The organism is Flavivirga jejuensis (genome assembly GCF_030540765.1).
Taxonomy (GTDB): Bacteria; Bacteroidota; Bacteroidia; order Flavobacteriales; family Flavobacteriaceae; genus Flavivirga; species Flavivirga jejuensis.
The window spans coordinates 1,224,844-1,242,509 of sequence record NZ_JAUOEL010000001.1; the positions used below are offsets into that span (position 1 = coordinate 1,224,844).

A 17,666-nucleotide genomic window follows, 5' to 3' on the forward strand; every position below is an offset into this window, starting at 1 on the left:
AATGAAAAAGTTTAAATCACTTTACAAATAACCTTTATTAATAAAGTTAAAGGAATCCCAGAATTAACGAATAAAATTAGATTAATCGTAAATTAGATACTTGCTTCGTGTTTTTTTAAAAGCTTCCAAATCATCTTGCCAAGTAGCTTTAATCTCTGTTTCACTTAGACCTGCTTCAATCTGTTGTTGTAACTTATCCGTTCCAGCATGCTTTGTGAAATTGTTTGTATTGAAGAATAATGATTTATCCGTTGCGTTTTTATATGCGTCAATAACCCATTTTAGAGTCATAACACCATTTAGTGCTTCATCTTTTAGATCCTTACCGTAGCAAAGAACGTTTTTATGTTTTGGATATTTAGCGCCAAAATTTGCAATAGGCGTATAGTTAAACTTAAGAAGTTCTTTGTTTAAAAAAGGCGCTCCATATCGCTGAAACTGAAATTCGGTACCACGACCAGCATTTATATTAGTGCCTTCAAAAAGACCAAGACTAGGATATAATTTTATGGCTTGATCGTTTGGTAAATTTGGTGAAGGTCTAATAGGTAAACTATAAAAAGTGTTGTGTGTGTAATTTTTTATTGGAATAATGATTATTTCACAAGAGGCATTATTTTCTAACCATTTTTCGCCGTTAATCATTTGTGCGTATTCGCCAATAGTCATGCCATGTACCAATGGTATAGCATGCATTCCTAAGAAACTTTTATTTTCAATTTCTAAAGTAGGACCGTCAATATAATGCCCATTTGGGTTGGGTCTATCTAATATTAAAACAGGAATACCTTGTTTCGCACAAGCTTCCATAATATAATGTAGTGTAGAAATATAAGTGTAAAATCGAACACCCACATCCTGAATATCGAAAACAACAATATCTAAATCTTCAAGTTGTTCTTTAGTAGGTTTTTTGTTTTTTCCATACAGGGATACAAGCGGTAAGTTCGTTTTAGTATCAATACCATCTTTAATTAATTCGCCAGCATCTACACGACCTCGAAAACCATGTTCTGGAGAAAATACTTTTTTAACAGCAACTTTTAAAGCCATTAAAGAGTCAACTAAATGAATCATGGTATCTTTTTCAACAATGCGACCAGGAGATTGCTCATTCGTTTCTGGATCTACAAGCATCATTTGCTGTTTCTTTTTCTTAAATATTACTGAAGTTTGATTAGCAACAATACCAATACGTTTTCCTTTTAATAAAGGTAAATAAATTTCAGTTTGATTAGCGCCAACAATAATGATACTATCACTCTTTATAGCACGCTCTGTTTTATTTTTAGTCACTATTTTATTCTTAGCTTTAGAAGCACAAGAAATCATTACAAAAACAAATAATAAAACTGTATTTTTGAAAACACTAAACCTCATATGATAATTTGAATTACGAATTTTTTATAGCTAAACGCATTATTGGTAGTAAAGCGTATAAAAGTAGTATATCGGCACCAATAATAAAAATTGGAATAGCAGCAATTGCTATTGGTATTGTTGTTATGATGATTGCTATAGCAACAGGTATAGGCTTACAACAAAAAATACGTGATAAAGTAGTCGCATTTAATGGACACGTTACTATTACCAATTTTGATAGTAATAACTCTCAAGAAAGTATTGTTCCTATCTCAAAAGACCAAGAATTTTATCCAGAATTTAATACTGTTGAAGGCATTGCTCATATCCAGGCAGTAGCATCAAAATTTGGGATTATTAGAACCGAAACCGATTTTGAAGGTGTTTATTTAAAAGGCGTAGGGGCAGATTATAATTGGAACTATTTTGAAGCCTTTTTATTAGAAGGAAAGCTTCCGGATTATTCAGGTAAACGAAATGAAGACATCTTAATATCTCAATATTTAGCTAATAGGTTGAAACTAAAACTTAATGAAACATTACAAATGGTGTTTCGAAAAGACGATCCTGTAAAACCACCAAATATTATTACCTATCGTATTGTAGGAATTTATAATTCAGGATTTCAAGATTTTGATGCAAACTATCTTGTGGGAGATATGCGTCATTTGCAAAGAATAAATGGATGGGAGGATGATCAAGTTGGAAATTTTGAGGTGTTTATTGATGATTACGATGAAATAGATAGAAAAGGTATCGAAATATATCAAAACATTCCTTCAGTACTTAATGCAGAGACTATTACCAATAAATTTAGTTCGATTTTTGATTGGATACAAATTTTCGATACAAATATTTACGGCATAATAGGTATCATGATACTTGTAGCAGGAATTAACATGATAACCGCATTGCTTGTTTTAATATTAGAACGCACGCAAATGATAGGCATATTAAAAGCATTAGGAAGTAACAATTGGAGCATCCGTAAGCTGTTTTTGTATAATGCATCATACTTGATTTTTCTTGGGTTATTATGGGGTAATATTATTGGGTTAGGACTTCTATTTGCTCAAAAATATTTTAAATTATTTCCATTAGATCCAAGCGTGTATTATGTTACAGAAGCTCCTGTTTATCTAAGCTTTGGTTACGTTTTAGGATTAAACGTAGGCACGCTTATACTTTGCTTACTTATGCTATTAGTACCATCGTATATCATTACAAAAATATCCCCGGTAAAAGCTATTAGATTCGAATGATTACTAATATTTTGAACGTTTCTTCCTCTTAATAAAGTCTTGCTAAATTCATTTCGAAAAGCGCCAAAAGCGTGACGTGAGAATCTGTTTGTCGTTTACTTCAATTTATGTTTTGAGTTTGTAATAGACAGATTGTTATACTTCGACACTATTTGGTGAGGGCTAGTTGTTCCTCCCTTACAATGCTGGGAGTACCCACAAATATTAATACATAGATATGCTTAAAAAATAATATTATGTAAAAAGGCAGGCACTAATTTCACGAATTTTCCTGCCTACCAGTAGATTTCAAACCTGTATAGGTATTATCACAGACTGAAAGTCTGATTCGTGTTTATTGTAGGCATAGGGATCTCAAATACAATGAGATTCTATTCGTGTAAATTTGTGCAACCAGCCATTCGGCAGGCTGGTTCGTGTCTTAATTATCGTTTGATGCTCAGGCTTTAGTTTGCTGCCATAGTTTATATAGATTAAAGTTATATAGGAAAAATAACTTAAAAAAATGTGGGTACACCGTGGCTTACAATGACGTAAAATAGAGAGTCAGCCTTCCGCTAAGTAGAAGAGTTCCAAAGACTAATACTACAATTACCAACTTTTTAACTTAAATTTACAAAGTGAATTTAGACTTATGGAATACGCTGAAAATATATTAGGCACTATTGGTAATACGCCATTAGTGAAATTAAATAAACTAGTTGAAGAATTGCCGTGTCTGGTATTAGCAAAATACGAAACATTTAATCCTGGTAATTCTGTAAAAGATAGAATGGCCGTAAAAATGATTGAAGATGCCGAGGCAGACGGGCGATTAAAGCCAGGAGGAACCATTATTGAAGGAACATCTGGAAATACAGGAATGGGATTGGCCTTAGCAGCTATAGTAAAAGGTTATAAAATGATTTGTGTTATAAGTGATAAGCAGAGTAAGGAAAAAATGGACATCTTAAGAGCTGTAGGCAGTAAAGTTGTAGTGTGTCCAACAAATGTGAATCCAGAAGATCCAAAATCATATTATTCAACCTCAAAACGACTTGCAGAAGAAACACCAAACTCTTGGTATGTAAATCAGTATGATAACTTAAGTAATACTGCAGCACATTACGAAAGCACGGGGCCAGAAATATGGAAACAAACCGATGGTAAGATAACTCATTTCTTGGTAGGGGTAGGAACAGGAGGCACCATATCTGGAGTTGGTAATTATTTAAAAGAGCAAAACCCAAATGTGAAGATTTGGGGTGTAGATACCTATGGCTCTGTTTTTAAAAAATATCATGAAACAGGAATATTCGATGAAAACGAAATTTACCCATACATTACAGAAGGTATAGGAGAAGACATTCTACCAAAAAATGTTGATTTTAATGTTATAGATGGATTTACTAAAGTTACAGATAAAGATGCCGCAATTTATACACAAAAATTAGCAAAAGAAGAAGGGATGTTTCTTGGTAATTCTGCTGGAGCTGCTATAAAAGGACTTCTTCAATTAAAAGATCATTTTAATAAAGAAGATGTTGTTGTGGTTTTATTTCACGATCATGGGAGTCGCTATGTAGGTAAAATGTTTAATGATGAATGGATGCGAGATCGTGGCTTTATTGAAGATGAACTAACCTGTGCACAAGACATTATTAAAAACCATGTAGATAAACCTTTGATAACTGCTAAAACAGAAGAATTAGTATCTCATGCTATTGAGCGTATGAAGACATATAAAATTTCCCAAATACCAGTCGAAGATTCAACAGGATTTGTAGGTGCTATTGATGAAGCAGATTTGTTACGGAAATATATTGAAAACAAAGATATTTCAGATTTACCTATTAAAGAAGTTATGCATAAACCGTTTCCAATAGTTACTAAAAACACACCTATTGAAGCTATTTCTAAATTAATAGATAGAGATAATAATGCTGTATTGGTAAAATTAAATGATGGCACATATCAAATCATTACTAAGTATGATATTATTAGCGTATTATAATTAGTAGTAAATAAATATATTAGAAAAGGAATCCTGAATAAACTTTTCAGGATTTTTTTATTTAATTCAAAATAAGTAGGTATTTATTTACAAAAAGTACTATTTTTGTGTTTTTACTTCAATTTGTGTAAGTGAAAACTTCAAAAAAAGTTTTGTTTACATTGAATTTTGTTATATTTTCGATGAAATGTATTTTTTTTACGATTAAGTGAATTTAATCTAACGATTAACCCAAAAATGCCAGATATGAAAGTTCAACAAATATCCCTACAGGAGGATGATTGGCTAGAAAGTATTTCTATTTTAAATATAGAAGTCAATATATTTTTACTCTTTGTTTCCCCAGATTTTAATTCTAAAAGGGAGGTACTAGGCTTTATAAATAATAGGTATCCAGAAGCAACTATAATAGGATGTTCTACAGCAGGAGAAATATCGGATGTTACTGTAAAAGACAAAACAATATCATTAACAGCATTACAATTAGATAAAGTTACCAGTAAAAAAGCATCAATCGAAATTCTAGATATGAATTGTAGCTACAAATCTGGAGAATACTTGGCAAAAAATCTTTATAATAAGGATTTGAGGCATGTATTGGTTTTAAGTGATGGACTTAATGTTAATGGTGCCGATTTAGTTTCAGGATTACAATCGGTAATTCCTAATGTGAGTATTACAGGAGGATTAGCTGCCGATGGTTCTAACTTTAATAAAACATTTGTAATTAATAATAATGAAATAGTTGATAAAACTATTATCGCCTTAGGTTTTTATGGAGACAATCTAAAAGTTGGTTTTAGCTCAAAAGGAGGATGGGATAGTTTTGGTATAGAACGATTGGTGACAAAATCTGATAAAAATGTTCTTTATGAATTAGATGGTTTACCAGCCTTAGAATTATATAAATCCTTTTTAGGAAAACAAGCCGATAATTTACCAAGTTCAGGGTTGTTATTTCCTTTAAATATGCGTGAAGACGAAGACTCGATACCAGTAGTTAGAACTATTTTAGCTGTAAACGAAGCAGATCAAAGTTTAATATTTGCAGGGAATATTCCTGAAGGTTCTTATGTGCGTTTAATGAAAGCAAATATTGATAGGTTAATAGATGGCGCTGCAGATTCTGCGATTGAAGCTAATAAAGAACAAGAAGAGAGCTCCGAATTAGCTATTCTTATTAGTTGTGTAGGACGTCGTTTAGTTTTAAAACAACTGGTAGAAGAAGAAGTTGAAGCAGTAAGAGAAATTATAGGAGAGAAACCTAGTATTACAGGTTTTTATTCATACGGAGAAATTGCTCCTTTTGGAGAATTTTCGCCTTGTGAATTGCATAATCAGACGATGACTATTACAACACTTTCAGAATGTTAAACAAAGACCACCATAGACTATTAAAACGTCAGCTTAAAAAGGCAGGATTAGATGGTTGTGAGAACCCAGAATTTGTTCAATTCTTTAATATGGTTAACGAGGCTTATAAAAGTTTTGATAAAGATGTAAATCACATTGAAAATATTCTTGAAGAAAGTTCTAGAGAATTATTTGTGGCCAATCAAAGGTTAATAAAAGAAAGGGATCATACCAACACAAAATTAGAAAATATTGTTGATAATATTGGAGGTGTTCTTTTTGAGACAGATCTGGATGGAAACTTTACCTTTTTAAATAATGCGTGGACAGAATATTCAGGAATTCCTATTGATAATGCCGTAGGAAAAAGTTTTAGACACTTTTTAGATGGAGTGAATATAGATGGCTTTAAACGATTTGATGATTTGTTTTCTAGGAAAAAAGAATATATCAAATTCATATTTAAGCATGAGAAAAATGGTGAATTAATGTGGTTTGAGGCAAAATCAAAACTCTTTAAAGATTCTAAAGGGAACTCCATTGGTTTTATAGGTACAATTATAGATATAACTAATCTAAAAGAGGCAGAAATAGAATTACAGAAAGCAAGTAAATCTAAAGACGAATTTTTATCTACAATGTCTCATGAAATTAGAACACCACTAAATGCAGTTACAGGATTAGCTAATATCCTATTAATGGAAAAGTACTTGCCACACCAATTAGAAAATCTAAAAGCATTAAAATATTCGGGAGAACATTTATTAGGATTAATAAATGATTTGTTAGATTTTGATAAAATAAAATCGGGGAAACTAAAACTTATAGAGAAAGATTTTAGCTTAAATTATTTTTTAGAAAGTATAAAATCTCATTTTGGTTTAAGAATAGAAAAGAAAGGATTAATTTTCAATGTCATTAAAGAAAATGATGTACCTGATAATATTATTGGAGATAAATTAAAATTGACTCAAATAATTAAAAACCTATTGAGTAATTCTTTGAAGTTTACAGAGAATGGGTGTATTAACTTTATTATTAGCAATTTAGGTGTAAAGGAGAATAAAATAAAGCTTGTTTTTAAAGTAAAAGACACAGGAATAGGGATCTCAAAAAATAGGCAGAAATCTATTTTTGAAAGTTTTATTCAAGCAAATTCAGAAACTTCTGTAAAATATGGAGGTACAGGTCTTGGCTTATCGATAAGTAAAAAACTGTTAAACCTTCAAGGTAGTGATTTGAAAGTTGAAAGTGACCTTGGTAAAGGTGCAACATTTTCGTTTGAGATCACCTATAAAGTAAGTAACAGACTTAGTGTTTATGAGCCAGATATGATTAAAATGCAACCAGATTATGAACCTATAGACATAAATGTACTAGTTGCAGAGGATAATAAAATGAATGTACTAATACTTAAACGTTTTTTTAATAATTGGGGCATTACATATACTATTGCCGAAAATGGTGAAGAAGTATTAGATTTCTTTGAAGAATTCGATTATGATTTAATACTAATGGATTTGCAAATGCCAAAGATAAATGGATATCAAGCAGCGAAAATTATTAGAAATTCAAAAAATGAAAATAAAGCAAGTGTCCCAATAATTGCTTTAACAGCATTTGCTCAAACAGATGTTAAAAAGAAAACAGAACAATATAAAATGAATGGATTTATGGGGAAGCCTTTCAATCCAGAAAAATTATACAAATTGCTAAAATCTTATGGTAAGGCTTATAATATAAAAGCCATATGATTCTACTTCAATATAGTACCATCAATTAGCCAATAACAAAACTTGTTTTTACTCAGTTGGTATTTAGCTTTTTTTGCTACAAATTTTTTGTATGTATTTTCTTAATATAATTAGGAATTTATGTTCAGCAGTTTTACTTTAGTTGCATGCAAGAAGATTTTTTACATTACATCTGGAAACATAAAAAATTTCAAATAAATCATCTTAAATCAATAACAGAAGAAATAGTTATAATTAATACAGTTGGGCAGCATAATTTAAATGCTGGACCAGATTTTTTTAATGCACAAGTCACCATTAATGAACAACTTTGGGCAGGAAATGTAGAGATTCATGTGAAATCATCCGATTGGTTTTTGCATAATCACGAACAAGATAAAGCATATGATAATGTTATTTTACATGTGGTTTGGGAACACGACACAGATATTTTTAGAAAAGATAATACAGTAATACCTACTCTAGAGTTAAAAAAGTTTGTTAAAAAAGATGTTTTAAATAATTATAAAAAACTATTTACTAAACAAAGTAAATGGATTAACTGCGAACATAGTTTTACAGGTATTGATGATTTTGTTTTAAACAATTGGTTAGAACGGTTGTACTTAGAGCGTTTGGTACGAAAAACTAAGACAATACAAAGGCTTCTAAAAGAATCAAAAAATGATTGGGAAGCAGTACTATTTAAAATGTTAGCTAAAAATTTCGGACTAAAAGTAAACGGGGATTCATTTTTTAGTATGGCACAATCCATTAATTTTTCAATAATTAGAAAATCACAGTCAAACCAACAAACTTTAGAAGCACTATTGTTTGGGCAATCTGGGTTGTTAGAACAAGATATTGAAAATGCCTACTATTTAAGTATGATTAAAGAATACCAATTTTTAAAACAAAAATTTAAATTAGAAAATAACCAAACATTACCATGTCACTTTTTTAGATTGCGTCCATCAAATTTTCCAACAATTAGATTATCTCAATTGGCTAGTTTATATCATCTGCATCAAAACCTATTTTCAAAGATTATAGAAACAAACAGATTAGACGATTTTTATAAACTATTTAAAATATCAACATCAACGTTTTGGGAAACGTATTATACCTTTCAAAAAGAATCAAAATCATCTAAAAAAACACTTACCAAATCGTTTATAGATCTATTACTAATCAATACAATCCTTCCTCTTAAATTCTGTTATGCAAAACAAAAGGGAGAAGCGTGTGAGGTCGATATTATAAAAATTGCGACTTCAATTACCTCAGAAAAAAATAGTATTATTGATGCATTTAATAACTTAAAAAAAGTTTCAAAATCGGCATTAGATTCTCAAGCACTCATTCAGCTAAAAACAGAATATTGCGATAAAAATAAATGTTTACAATGTGCAGTAGGTAATACTTTAATCACTAAATAATAATAATTTACTTCCTTATAATTTTTTAAGGTTTAAACTAATTAGTCATTACGATGAAAGAAGTCTCTAAAATGTATAATTTTATTAAGAAACTGTTTAAGTTTAGTTTTTGGAATTAGTATGGGAGGATTACATTCTCAGTCAAGGCAAAATAAAAGTGAATAGCATCGTTATTAAAAGACATTTTGCTGAAGAAAGAGGACTTAAGACGACAAAATAAACTAAAGGATAAAATTTAAACAGTTTCTAAATTTTATATTTAAATTGCGGCATGAACAATATCTACAAATCATTATTATTTTTTCAAAAACATGGCTATTATGTTTGTCAACGTATAGCAGATCGATTTGGTATTAGAGCAAAGGTGGTAAGAATATCATTTATGTACTTAACGTTTGTAACTGTTGGTTTTGGTTTTGCACTATATTTGTTCTTAGCATTTTGGATAAAAATTAAAGATTTAGTTTATACCAAACGCTCATCTGTTTTCGATTTATAATACCAATTTAAGTATGGCATTATATGCCGAAAACAAAGTTGCTTTTTAATTATATTACGCTGTTATTGATTTGTCATAACTATAGTTAAAGGAAATAGAATGAAAATGAACGAGTTTGAATATGTCATTTTGTACTTAAATTTGGTATAGTATATGAATCCACTTATAAAGTTTTTTAGAAATAAAATATATACAGCTGTACTTTTGTTGGTACTTATTTTGTTAATAGGTATTACAGGATATAAAATGGTATCGGACTATTCTTGGGTTGATGCGTTTTATATGACTGTTATTACCATGACAACTGTTGGTTTTGGAGAGGTGGTTCCTCTTGACGATCAATCAAAAATTTTTACTATATTTTTAATATTGGCAAGTGTCGTTATTGTAGGTTATGCGCTTTCAGTAATTACAGAGTATATTCTAAGCAAAAACGATTTCGATGAATTAAAACATAAGAAAATGCAAAAAAAGATAGATGGTTTTAAAAACCATATTGTTATTTGTGGTTACGGGAGAAATGGTAAACAAGCAGCTAGGAAACTTTTAGCATATAACAAGCAATTTGTAGTTATTGAAAAAGATAAAGAAGCAGAAGAACGTTTGGAAATGGATAATATTTCTTATGTTATTGGTAATGCCAATGAAGATGAAATACTTCTTCAAGCAGGAATTGATAAAGCTTCCTGTTTAATATCTGCATTACCTAATGATGCTGATAACTTATTTGTGGTGCTTTCAACCAGACAATTAAATAAGTCTATAAATATTATTAGTCGGGCGTCTTTAGAAACATCATATAAAAAATTAAAATTAGCGGGAGCCAATAACGTTATTTTACCAGACAAAATAGGAGGGGATCATATGGCTTCTTTAGTTGTAGTTCCAGGTTTAATGGAATTTGTAGATAACCTTTCTATAGTAGGGAAATCAAATATTAATATAGAAGAAGTTGCTGTTGAAAAGTTATATGATACTAAAGAAACTAAAACAATAAAAGATTTGGATCTACGTAAAAAAACAGGTTGTAGCATTATTGGTTATAAAAATGAAAATGGTGAATATCTAGTAAACCCAGAGGCAGAACTAGAATTAGCATCAAATTCTAAAATTATCGTTTTAGGCAGACCAGAACAAATAGATGCGCTCAATTCTACTTACAATATAAATTAAAGAATTCTCGATTTTAACAAGCTTTGTTTTAACAAATCATTTTTTTTTAGCATCTTGCTGGTTTTTAGTCCGAATTTTTCAATAAAACTAATTAATGTAATTTTCTTATGAAGAAATATTTTCTTACAATATTCACTTTGATATCCCCATTTTTAACATTTGCACAAGAAACAGTCGAAAAAGGATTGGATCAACGTATTGATGAAGGTTTTAAACCTTTCTCCGATGCTGTTTTTAATACGATTTTCTTTCCTGTTTTTGGAATTCCTTTTGTATTGATTTTATTAGTATTCAGTGCTTTGTTTTTTACTATATATTTTGGTTTTCCAAATATTAAATATTTTGGAAAAGCCATTAATACCGTAAGAGGTAAATATGATGAAATTGAAGGGGGGCATAAAGCGGAAGATACCTCAATGACCATTGATGGTGATATACGTGATACAATAAGAGATGAAAGCCAGGAAGGGGAAGTAAGTCATTTTCAGGCTTTAGCAACAGCTGTTTCTGGTACTGTAGGAAACGGGAATATTGCAGGAGTAGCATTAGCAATTGCTTTAGGAGGTCCTGGAGCAACGTTTTGGATGATTATTTGTGGACTATTAGGAATGTCTTCTAAATTTGTAGAATGTACACTTGGTGTTCAATATAGAGATGTTGGAGAAGATGGAACGGTTTACGGCGGCCCTATGTATTATATTAGTAAAGGCTTAAAAGAAAAAGGGTTTGCTACGTTAGGAAAGGTTGCAGCTGCATTTTTTGCGATTTTTTGTATTGGAGGATCTTTTGGTGGTGGTAATGCTGCACAATCTAATCAAGCAACCATTGTATTAAAAGATTTACTAGGATTGGATAATGCAGGAGCAGGCTTTTGGATAGGTGTTATATTAGCTGTTTTGGTAGGGATCATTATTATTGGAGGTATTAAAAGGATAGCTTCGGTTACAGAAAAGGTAGTGCCTTTTATGGCAGTTTTTTATCTACTAGCTTGTTTATATATAATTTTTAGCAATTTTTCATTAGTAGACGATGCTATCGGTTTAATCTTTACAGAAGCTTTCAACCCTACAGCAATTGGTGTTGGTAGTCTTATAGGTGTATTGCTGGTAGGATTTAAACGAGCCGCTTTTTCAAATGAGGCAGGAGCAGGTTCTGCATCCATTGCGCATTCTGCAGTAAAAACAAATTATTCAGCATCCGAAGGATTAGTAGCATTATTAGAGCCTTTCATTGATACCGTAGTTATTTGTACAATGACAGCTTTAGTTATTATTATATTCAATTTTGGCGGTGCATTTCAATATGGAGGAGATGGTTTAGGAGCTGTAATGATTGATGGTATTTCTTATGAAGGTGCTGGAATTACATCAAAAGCATTTGCACAATATATACCTTACTCTAATGTGTTTTTAACAATTGCAGTGGTTCTATTTGCAGTTTCAACAATGATCTCTTGGTCTTATTATGGATTACAATCCTGGAAATTTTTATTCGGTAGAGGTAAAGCAGCAGATTTAGCTTATAAACTTTTATTTTTATTATTTGTTATCATTGGAGCAGCAGCAAGTATGGGATCTATCTGGCAATTCTCTGATGCTATGATTTTTGCAATGATATTCCCTAATATGATTGGGTTATTCTTTTTATTCCCTGTGGTTAAAAAGCAATTAAAAAGATATTTAGGTGCTATAAAAGCAGCAAAAGCATAAATAACTTACATGCAAAATTTTAAATCCCATTTCATGTTTTCTAGAGAACAACGAAATGGGATTTTTTTATTAATAATACTCATTGTAGGATTACAATGTGTTTATTTTTTTGTAGACGTTTCATCAGAAAACATTTCAATTAATAAAGAAGAACTTGCAAGGTTTAATAAAGAAATTGATTCATTAAGGTTAGTGCAATTAGAAAAAAATGAAGTTAAAATATATCCTTTCAACCCTAATTATATCACAGATTTTAAAGGCGCATCATTAGGGATGTCTAATAAAGAAATAGACAGATTGCTAGCTTTTAGAAAACAGAATCATTGGATTAATTCAATAAAGCAATTTCAAGAAATTACTAAAATATCAGATTCACTTTTAAATCAAATATCACCATATTTTAAATTTCCAGAATGGGTAACACATCCAAAAACAAAGCAAAAGCCTGTTTTTAGTTATAATAATAAGTCAAAAACCTTTGCTGAAAAACGAGACCTAAATAAAGCGACGGCTCAAGATCTACAAAAAGTAAATGGTATTGGAGTCGTTTATGCAGAACGTATTATAAGGTTTAGAAATAAATTTGTTGGAGGTTTTATTGATGTTATACAACTTCAAGACGTATATGGTTTAAGCCTAGAAGTAATAGAAAGGATAACGAACAATTTTACAGTAAAAACACCAAGGCAAATTAAAAAGATAAACATTAATAAGGCAACCGTAGATAACTTAGTAAATGTGCAGCATATAGATTATGATTTGGCATATAATATAATTGAACAACGTGAATTAAGAGAGGGGTATAAATCTTTAGATGAATTAAAAAAAGTAAAGGACTTTCCACTAAATAAAATCGATATAATTAAATTATATTTGTCCGTCGATTAAAAAAAATGCAGCATTTACAAAATGAGTATTAACTTGAAACTAACATTAGTAAAGAAAAAAGTTAATTAGAAACGACAACTAAAAAACTAACCAATAAAAATAATAAATTTAATAAATGAATAGTATGTACTTCACCGAAGAGCATAATCTTTTTAGAAAAAGTCTTCAAGACTTTTTAAAGAAGGAAGTAGTTCCTAATATTGAAAAATGGGAAAAAACAGGAACCATAGATAGATTTATTTGGAAAAAATTTGGAGATATGGGTTTTTTTGGTATCAACTATCCAGAAGCCTATGGAGGAATGAATTTAGATTTATTCTATACCGTTATACTTCTTGAAGAACTTCAGAAAATAAATTCTGGTGGTTTTGCTGCGGCAATTTGGGCACATGTTTATTTAGCTATGACACATTTAAATGCAGAAGGTGATGAAGTCATTAAACAAAAATATTTAGCACCAAGTATTGCTGGTGATAAAATAGGATGTCTATGTATTACAGAACCTTTTGGGGGGAGTGATGTAGCAGGCATGCGAACAACGGCTGTAAAAGATGGTGACCATTATATTATTAATGGATCTAAAACATTTATTACAAATGGTGTATATAGCGATTATTTAGTAATAGCCGCAAAAACAAATCCAGAATTAGGAAATAAAGGTGTTAGTATATTTGTAATAGATAGAGATGCCAAAGGGGTCTCTGCAACCAAGTTAGATAAGTTAGGATGGAGAGCATCAGACACTGGAGAAATAGCATTCGATAATGTTAAAATACCTGCAACTAATTTAATGGGAGAAGAGAATAAAGGATTCGCTTATATCTTACAGCATTTTTCTTTAGAGCGTTTAGTTATGGGGATCAATGCCCATGCACGTGCAGAATATGCATTAGAGTACGCATTACAATATATGTCGGAGCGTCAGGCTTTTGGTAAATCAATTGATACATTTCAAGCATTAAGACATAACATTGCAGACTTATATACTGAAATGGAAATCTGCAAAGAATTTAATTATTCGGTTACTTATAGGTTAAATAAGGGTGAGTATGTAGTTAAACAAGCATCGATGTCAAAATTAAAGTCAACCAAAATGGCAGATGATGTTATATATCAATGTCTTCAATTTTTAGGCGGCTATGGCTATATGGAAGAATATCCAATGGCAAGACTTTTAAGAGATAGTAGACTAGGTCCAATAGGTGGAGGTACGTCAGAGATCCTCAGAGAAATATTAGCTAAAATTATTATCGATAAAAAAGAATATAAACCAGCAACCTAATATAATTCATTCTATTGATTGGCGGTAAATACTATTAAAGATATATAGAGCATATGCATTATGCATACAGTTTCCCAATAAAATATTGGAAACACTTTATCAAATAGCTTAATCACTTTTGAGGCATAAAAAATAATTGACGAAATTTTAAATAGACTCTTATTTTGTAATTCCAAAATAGTATTTATATTTGCAGCCTGAAAATCTAAAAGAGAGGAGGTTAAGACACTATGTTAATAATACCAATTAAAGAAGGAGAAAATATAGATAGACCGTTAAAGCGTTTTAAACGAAAGTTTGATAAAACTGGAGCTAAACGTCAGTTACAGACACGTAAGCAGTTTAACAAACCTTCAGTAGTACGTAGAGCACAGGTTCAAAAAGCTCAGTACATACAAAGACTAAGAGATGCAGAAGATATATAAGCTGTACTAAATAATATTAGAATCCCGCTATTAGCGGGATTTTTTTTGCTCCCTATTTATATAGGGCTTTAAAGGAACATTGCAATAATAGTTTATAAACAAAAATCACCTGAAAATAGATGTTTTCAGGTGGTTTGCTTAAAAGCTCATATATCAATCTTATTCTTTAATAATTATTTTTGAAATGACCTCTCCGTTTTTAAGTGTCGTTTTAAGAATATATATGCCCGTTGGATAATCACTTAAGTTTAAAGAGAATGATCTTACATCTTGATATTTTGCGTTTTCTTTAATATAAATGGTGCCAAAATTATTGCCTAATACCCAAGACGCTATGTTCTCTGTACTTAAAATATTTACGATGCTTGATGTAGGGTTTGGGTAGAGTTTTATGATATTTTCTATTACATCATTAGTTCTTTGAAAAGTTTCCTCTGTTTTATTACTCAAGGAAGAACATTCTTGAATTTTACCTATAAATTCACCTCCATTTGTACTAAAACCGTTTCCAAGGATAATTGAATTACCAGCATAACATTCTACAATAGCATTATTATATAGATCTCCATAAAAATTAATAGTATTGATTGCGTTGATTACATAAGTTCTACCACCTGGATGTTGTTGAATACTCGGTACTGTGTAATTTTCAGGACAATTAGGATATGTTGTATACGCAAAAATATTATACCAATCATTCCAAGGTCCTTTACTTCCGTTAACACATTTTGCTGCAATTCTGAATCTATAAGTCGTTTCAGATTGTAAATTTGAAGCAAAATAATTTGTTGTATTTACAGGTAAAATAACACTACTCCAAGAAGAATCTGAAAGGGGTCTGTATTCAAAAACATAGCCATTATTTCCTTGTAAATTATCCCAATCAAAACCTATCTTCGTTGAAGATTTATAAATAGGACCAAAACTTTTTACATCACTTAAAGCACAAATGTTTTCAGGACAACCATTATTAGATGCTGGTCCTACTTCATTGTGACAATTATCTTGTGAGTCAGGAATACCATCACCATCTGTATCAGGATCACTATTTGTATAGGTAACATTGATATTTAAAAAACCAGTATGATAATTATTAGATTCGTCATACCATTCTTGCTTAAAAATATAATTTGTAGTTGTAGTGGCAGATACCGTTCTTTTAAATCGAAAAGTTACAGTTTTCACATCACCAACATATATAGCACCTGTTCCAGGACTATGGTTAAGATACCCATTATCTGGAATTTGATATGTATTGATAAACCAACTACTAGCACCGGGCGCGTTTCCATAGCCATTTAATTGAATTGTTACTTCAGTTTCTACACCTGAATTAACAGATACAGATTGAGTTGTTGGGGTAAAAGTGATACTATTCGCATCAATATTATTACTGTATAATAATAAGATAGCAGTAATTATTAAATATTTTAAGTATTTCATAATAATATGTTTTTATAGTTAACAAAAAGCATTATTCTATTTGTAATAGCTAACATTGTTCTTTTACATTAAAGCAATAAAACCCCACCTCATGCATGTTTGCACAAGTAAGTATTATTTGTATGATACTAGTGTAAAGAACAAAAGGCTGACTTATTTAATAGTAATCAGCCTTATATTAAGATAAGTTACATGTTAGATTAATAAGAATGCTATGTATTTATTGTGCTATTTTAGCTTCTAAAGACTTAATACGCTTTTCTTGCTCTATGGTATACAGCGTCAATTCTTCTATTTTTTGCAATAAAAGATTGGTCATTTCTTTAAGTTGCAAGCCATTTTCTTGCATCTCTTGCGCACTTGGTACTTCTGGTAAATGGTAATTTGCTTTGGTATAAGCTTCTACTTCTTCAAGTGTAGGCATAGTGTAATCTGCCTTTAGGGTAGATGCTCCCTCGTAGTATTTTTCAAAAACGTAATCTGCGGGTACTAGTAAATCTACTAAAACTTCTTCACAGTGTATATTGCCTTTAACGGTTAGTTCTGCATCTGGGTTTGCAGTGCCAATACCAACATTACCAGTATAATCAACTACAAAACTGTTATCATTAAAATTGGTTCTTGCAATTTTAAATAAACTTTTATCTGAATCTATTCCAACTTTAAATGTTTGGTTTGTATCTTCTTTAAACTCTACAAAATTATCGTTCCCTAAAAGACTCTCCATAGTTAATCCAGAATATGATGTTCCTTTAACATGTAAATTGTATGTTGGGTTTGTTGTGCCGATGCCGATGCTGCCACTTACGTAAATATTAGAATCTAGTGCACCAAACCCAATTAGAACATGTTTACCAGTATTATAATTAATAAATAAATCATCATAAGCTGTACTAGATGCTTCTTTTCCAGTTATATGACGCGTTTTTAAACTATGATTACTTGTACCACCAACATTAACATTACCTTGAATAGTTAATTTTGAGTCTGGAGTTGTAGTTCCTATCCCCACATTACCACTAGTAGGAAATGTATTGGTTTGAGCATTTGTAATTAACGTAATAAGAATAAAAGCCATTAATAAAGTTAGATTTTTCATAAGTTG

General features: G+C 30.6%; 14 protein-coding genes. 11 read left to right on the plus strand and 3 right to left on the minus strand.

Translation table 11 applies throughout. From position 1 onward, the window contains the following. Positions 1 to 81 precede the first annotated feature (81 nt). Entirely contained in the window at positions 82 to 1,380 is a 1,299-nt protein-coding gene (locus Q4Q40_RS05195) for an exo-beta-N-acetylmuramidase NamZ family protein (RefSeq protein ID WP_303300667.1), read from the minus strand. Positions 1,381 to 1,388: 8 nt separating this feature from the next. Here Q4Q40_RS05195 and Q4Q40_RS05200 point away from each other — a divergent pair, with 8 nt between their 5' ends. The 11 genes from Q4Q40_RS05200 (at position 1,389) to rpsU (ending at position 15,118) form a co-directional block, all read left to right on the plus strand. After that, positions 1,389 to 2,624: an ABC transporter permease gene (locus tag Q4Q40_RS05200; protein WP_303300668.1), complete on the plus strand. Its 1,236-nt coding sequence runs from the start codon at positions 1,389 to 1,391 to the stop codon at positions 2,622 to 2,624. 634 nt (positions 2,625 to 3,258) lie between these two features. Next, positions 3,259 to 4,617, plus strand: coding sequence for a pyridoxal-phosphate dependent enzyme (locus Q4Q40_RS05205; RefSeq protein WP_303300669.1), 1,359 nt, complete (start codon positions 3,259 to 3,261; stop codon positions 4,615 to 4,617). Between the two features lie 246 nt (positions 4,618 to 4,863). Beyond that, a complete protein-coding gene (locus Q4Q40_RS05210; RefSeq protein ID WP_303300670.1) occupies positions 4,864 to 5,991 on the plus strand; it encodes an FIST signal transduction protein in 1,128 nt (375 codons plus the stop codon). Further along, positions 5,985 to 7,724 (plus strand): PAS domain-containing sensor histidine kinase, encoded by a 1,740-nt coding sequence (locus Q4Q40_RS05215; protein WP_303300671.1) that lies wholly within the window; start codon positions 5,985 to 5,987, stop codon positions 7,722 to 7,724. Before Q4Q40_RS05210 ends, Q4Q40_RS05215 begins: the two co-directional genes overlap by 7 nt. 146 nt (positions 7,725 to 7,870) lie before the next feature. Further along, a complete protein-coding gene (locus Q4Q40_RS05220; RefSeq protein WP_303300672.1) occupies positions 7,871 to 9,142 on the plus strand; it encodes a DUF2851 family protein in 1,272 nt (423 codons plus the stop codon). 271 nt (positions 9,143 to 9,413) lie between these two features. Further along, positions 9,414 to 9,641 carry a PspC domain-containing protein gene (locus Q4Q40_RS05225; RefSeq protein WP_303300673.1) on the plus strand — a complete coding sequence of 76 codons (228 nt, stop codon included), beginning with the start codon at positions 9,414 to 9,416 and terminating at the stop codon, positions 9,639 to 9,641. A 153-nt stretch (positions 9,642 to 9,794) separates the two neighbouring features. Continuing rightward, positions 9,795 to 10,814 (plus strand): potassium channel family protein, encoded by a 1,020-nt coding sequence (locus Q4Q40_RS05230; protein ID WP_303300674.1) that lies wholly within the window; start codon positions 9,795 to 9,797, stop codon positions 10,812 to 10,814. A gap of 107 nt (positions 10,815 to 10,921) precedes the next feature. Next, entirely contained in the window at positions 10,922 to 12,523 is a 1,602-nt protein-coding gene (locus tag Q4Q40_RS05235) for an alanine/glycine:cation symporter family protein (protein ID WP_303300675.1), read from the plus strand. A gap of 9 nt (positions 12,524 to 12,532) precedes the next feature. After that, on the plus strand, positions 12,533 to 13,411 hold the full coding sequence (locus Q4Q40_RS05240; RefSeq protein ID WP_303300676.1) for a ComEA family DNA-binding protein: 879 nt from the start codon (positions 12,533 to 12,535) through the stop codon (positions 13,409 to 13,411). A 115-nt stretch (positions 13,412 to 13,526) separates the two neighbouring features. Further along, on the plus strand, positions 13,527 to 14,693 hold the full coding sequence (locus Q4Q40_RS05245; RefSeq protein WP_303300677.1) for an acyl-CoA dehydrogenase family protein: 1,167 nt from the start codon (positions 13,527 to 13,529) through the stop codon (positions 14,691 to 14,693). Between the two features lie 230 nt (positions 14,694 to 14,923). Then, positions 14,924 to 15,118 (plus strand): 30S ribosomal protein S21, encoded by a 195-nt coding sequence (gene rpsU, locus Q4Q40_RS05250; protein WP_303300678.1) that lies wholly within the window; start codon positions 14,924 to 14,926, stop codon positions 15,116 to 15,118. A 159-nt stretch (positions 15,119 to 15,277) separates the two neighbouring features. Here the strand turns inward: rpsU and Q4Q40_RS05255 are convergent, their stop codons facing one another. Further along, positions 15,278 to 16,561, minus strand: coding sequence for a T9SS type A sorting domain-containing protein (locus Q4Q40_RS05255; protein ID WP_303300679.1), 1,284 nt, complete (start codon positions 16,559 to 16,561; stop codon positions 15,278 to 15,280). 220 nt (positions 16,562 to 16,781) lie between these two features. Continuing rightward, a complete protein-coding gene (locus Q4Q40_RS05260; RefSeq protein WP_303300680.1) occupies positions 16,782 to 17,660 on the minus strand; it encodes a hypothetical protein in 879 nt (292 codons plus the stop codon). Positions 17,661 to 17,666: the final 6 nt, after the last annotated feature.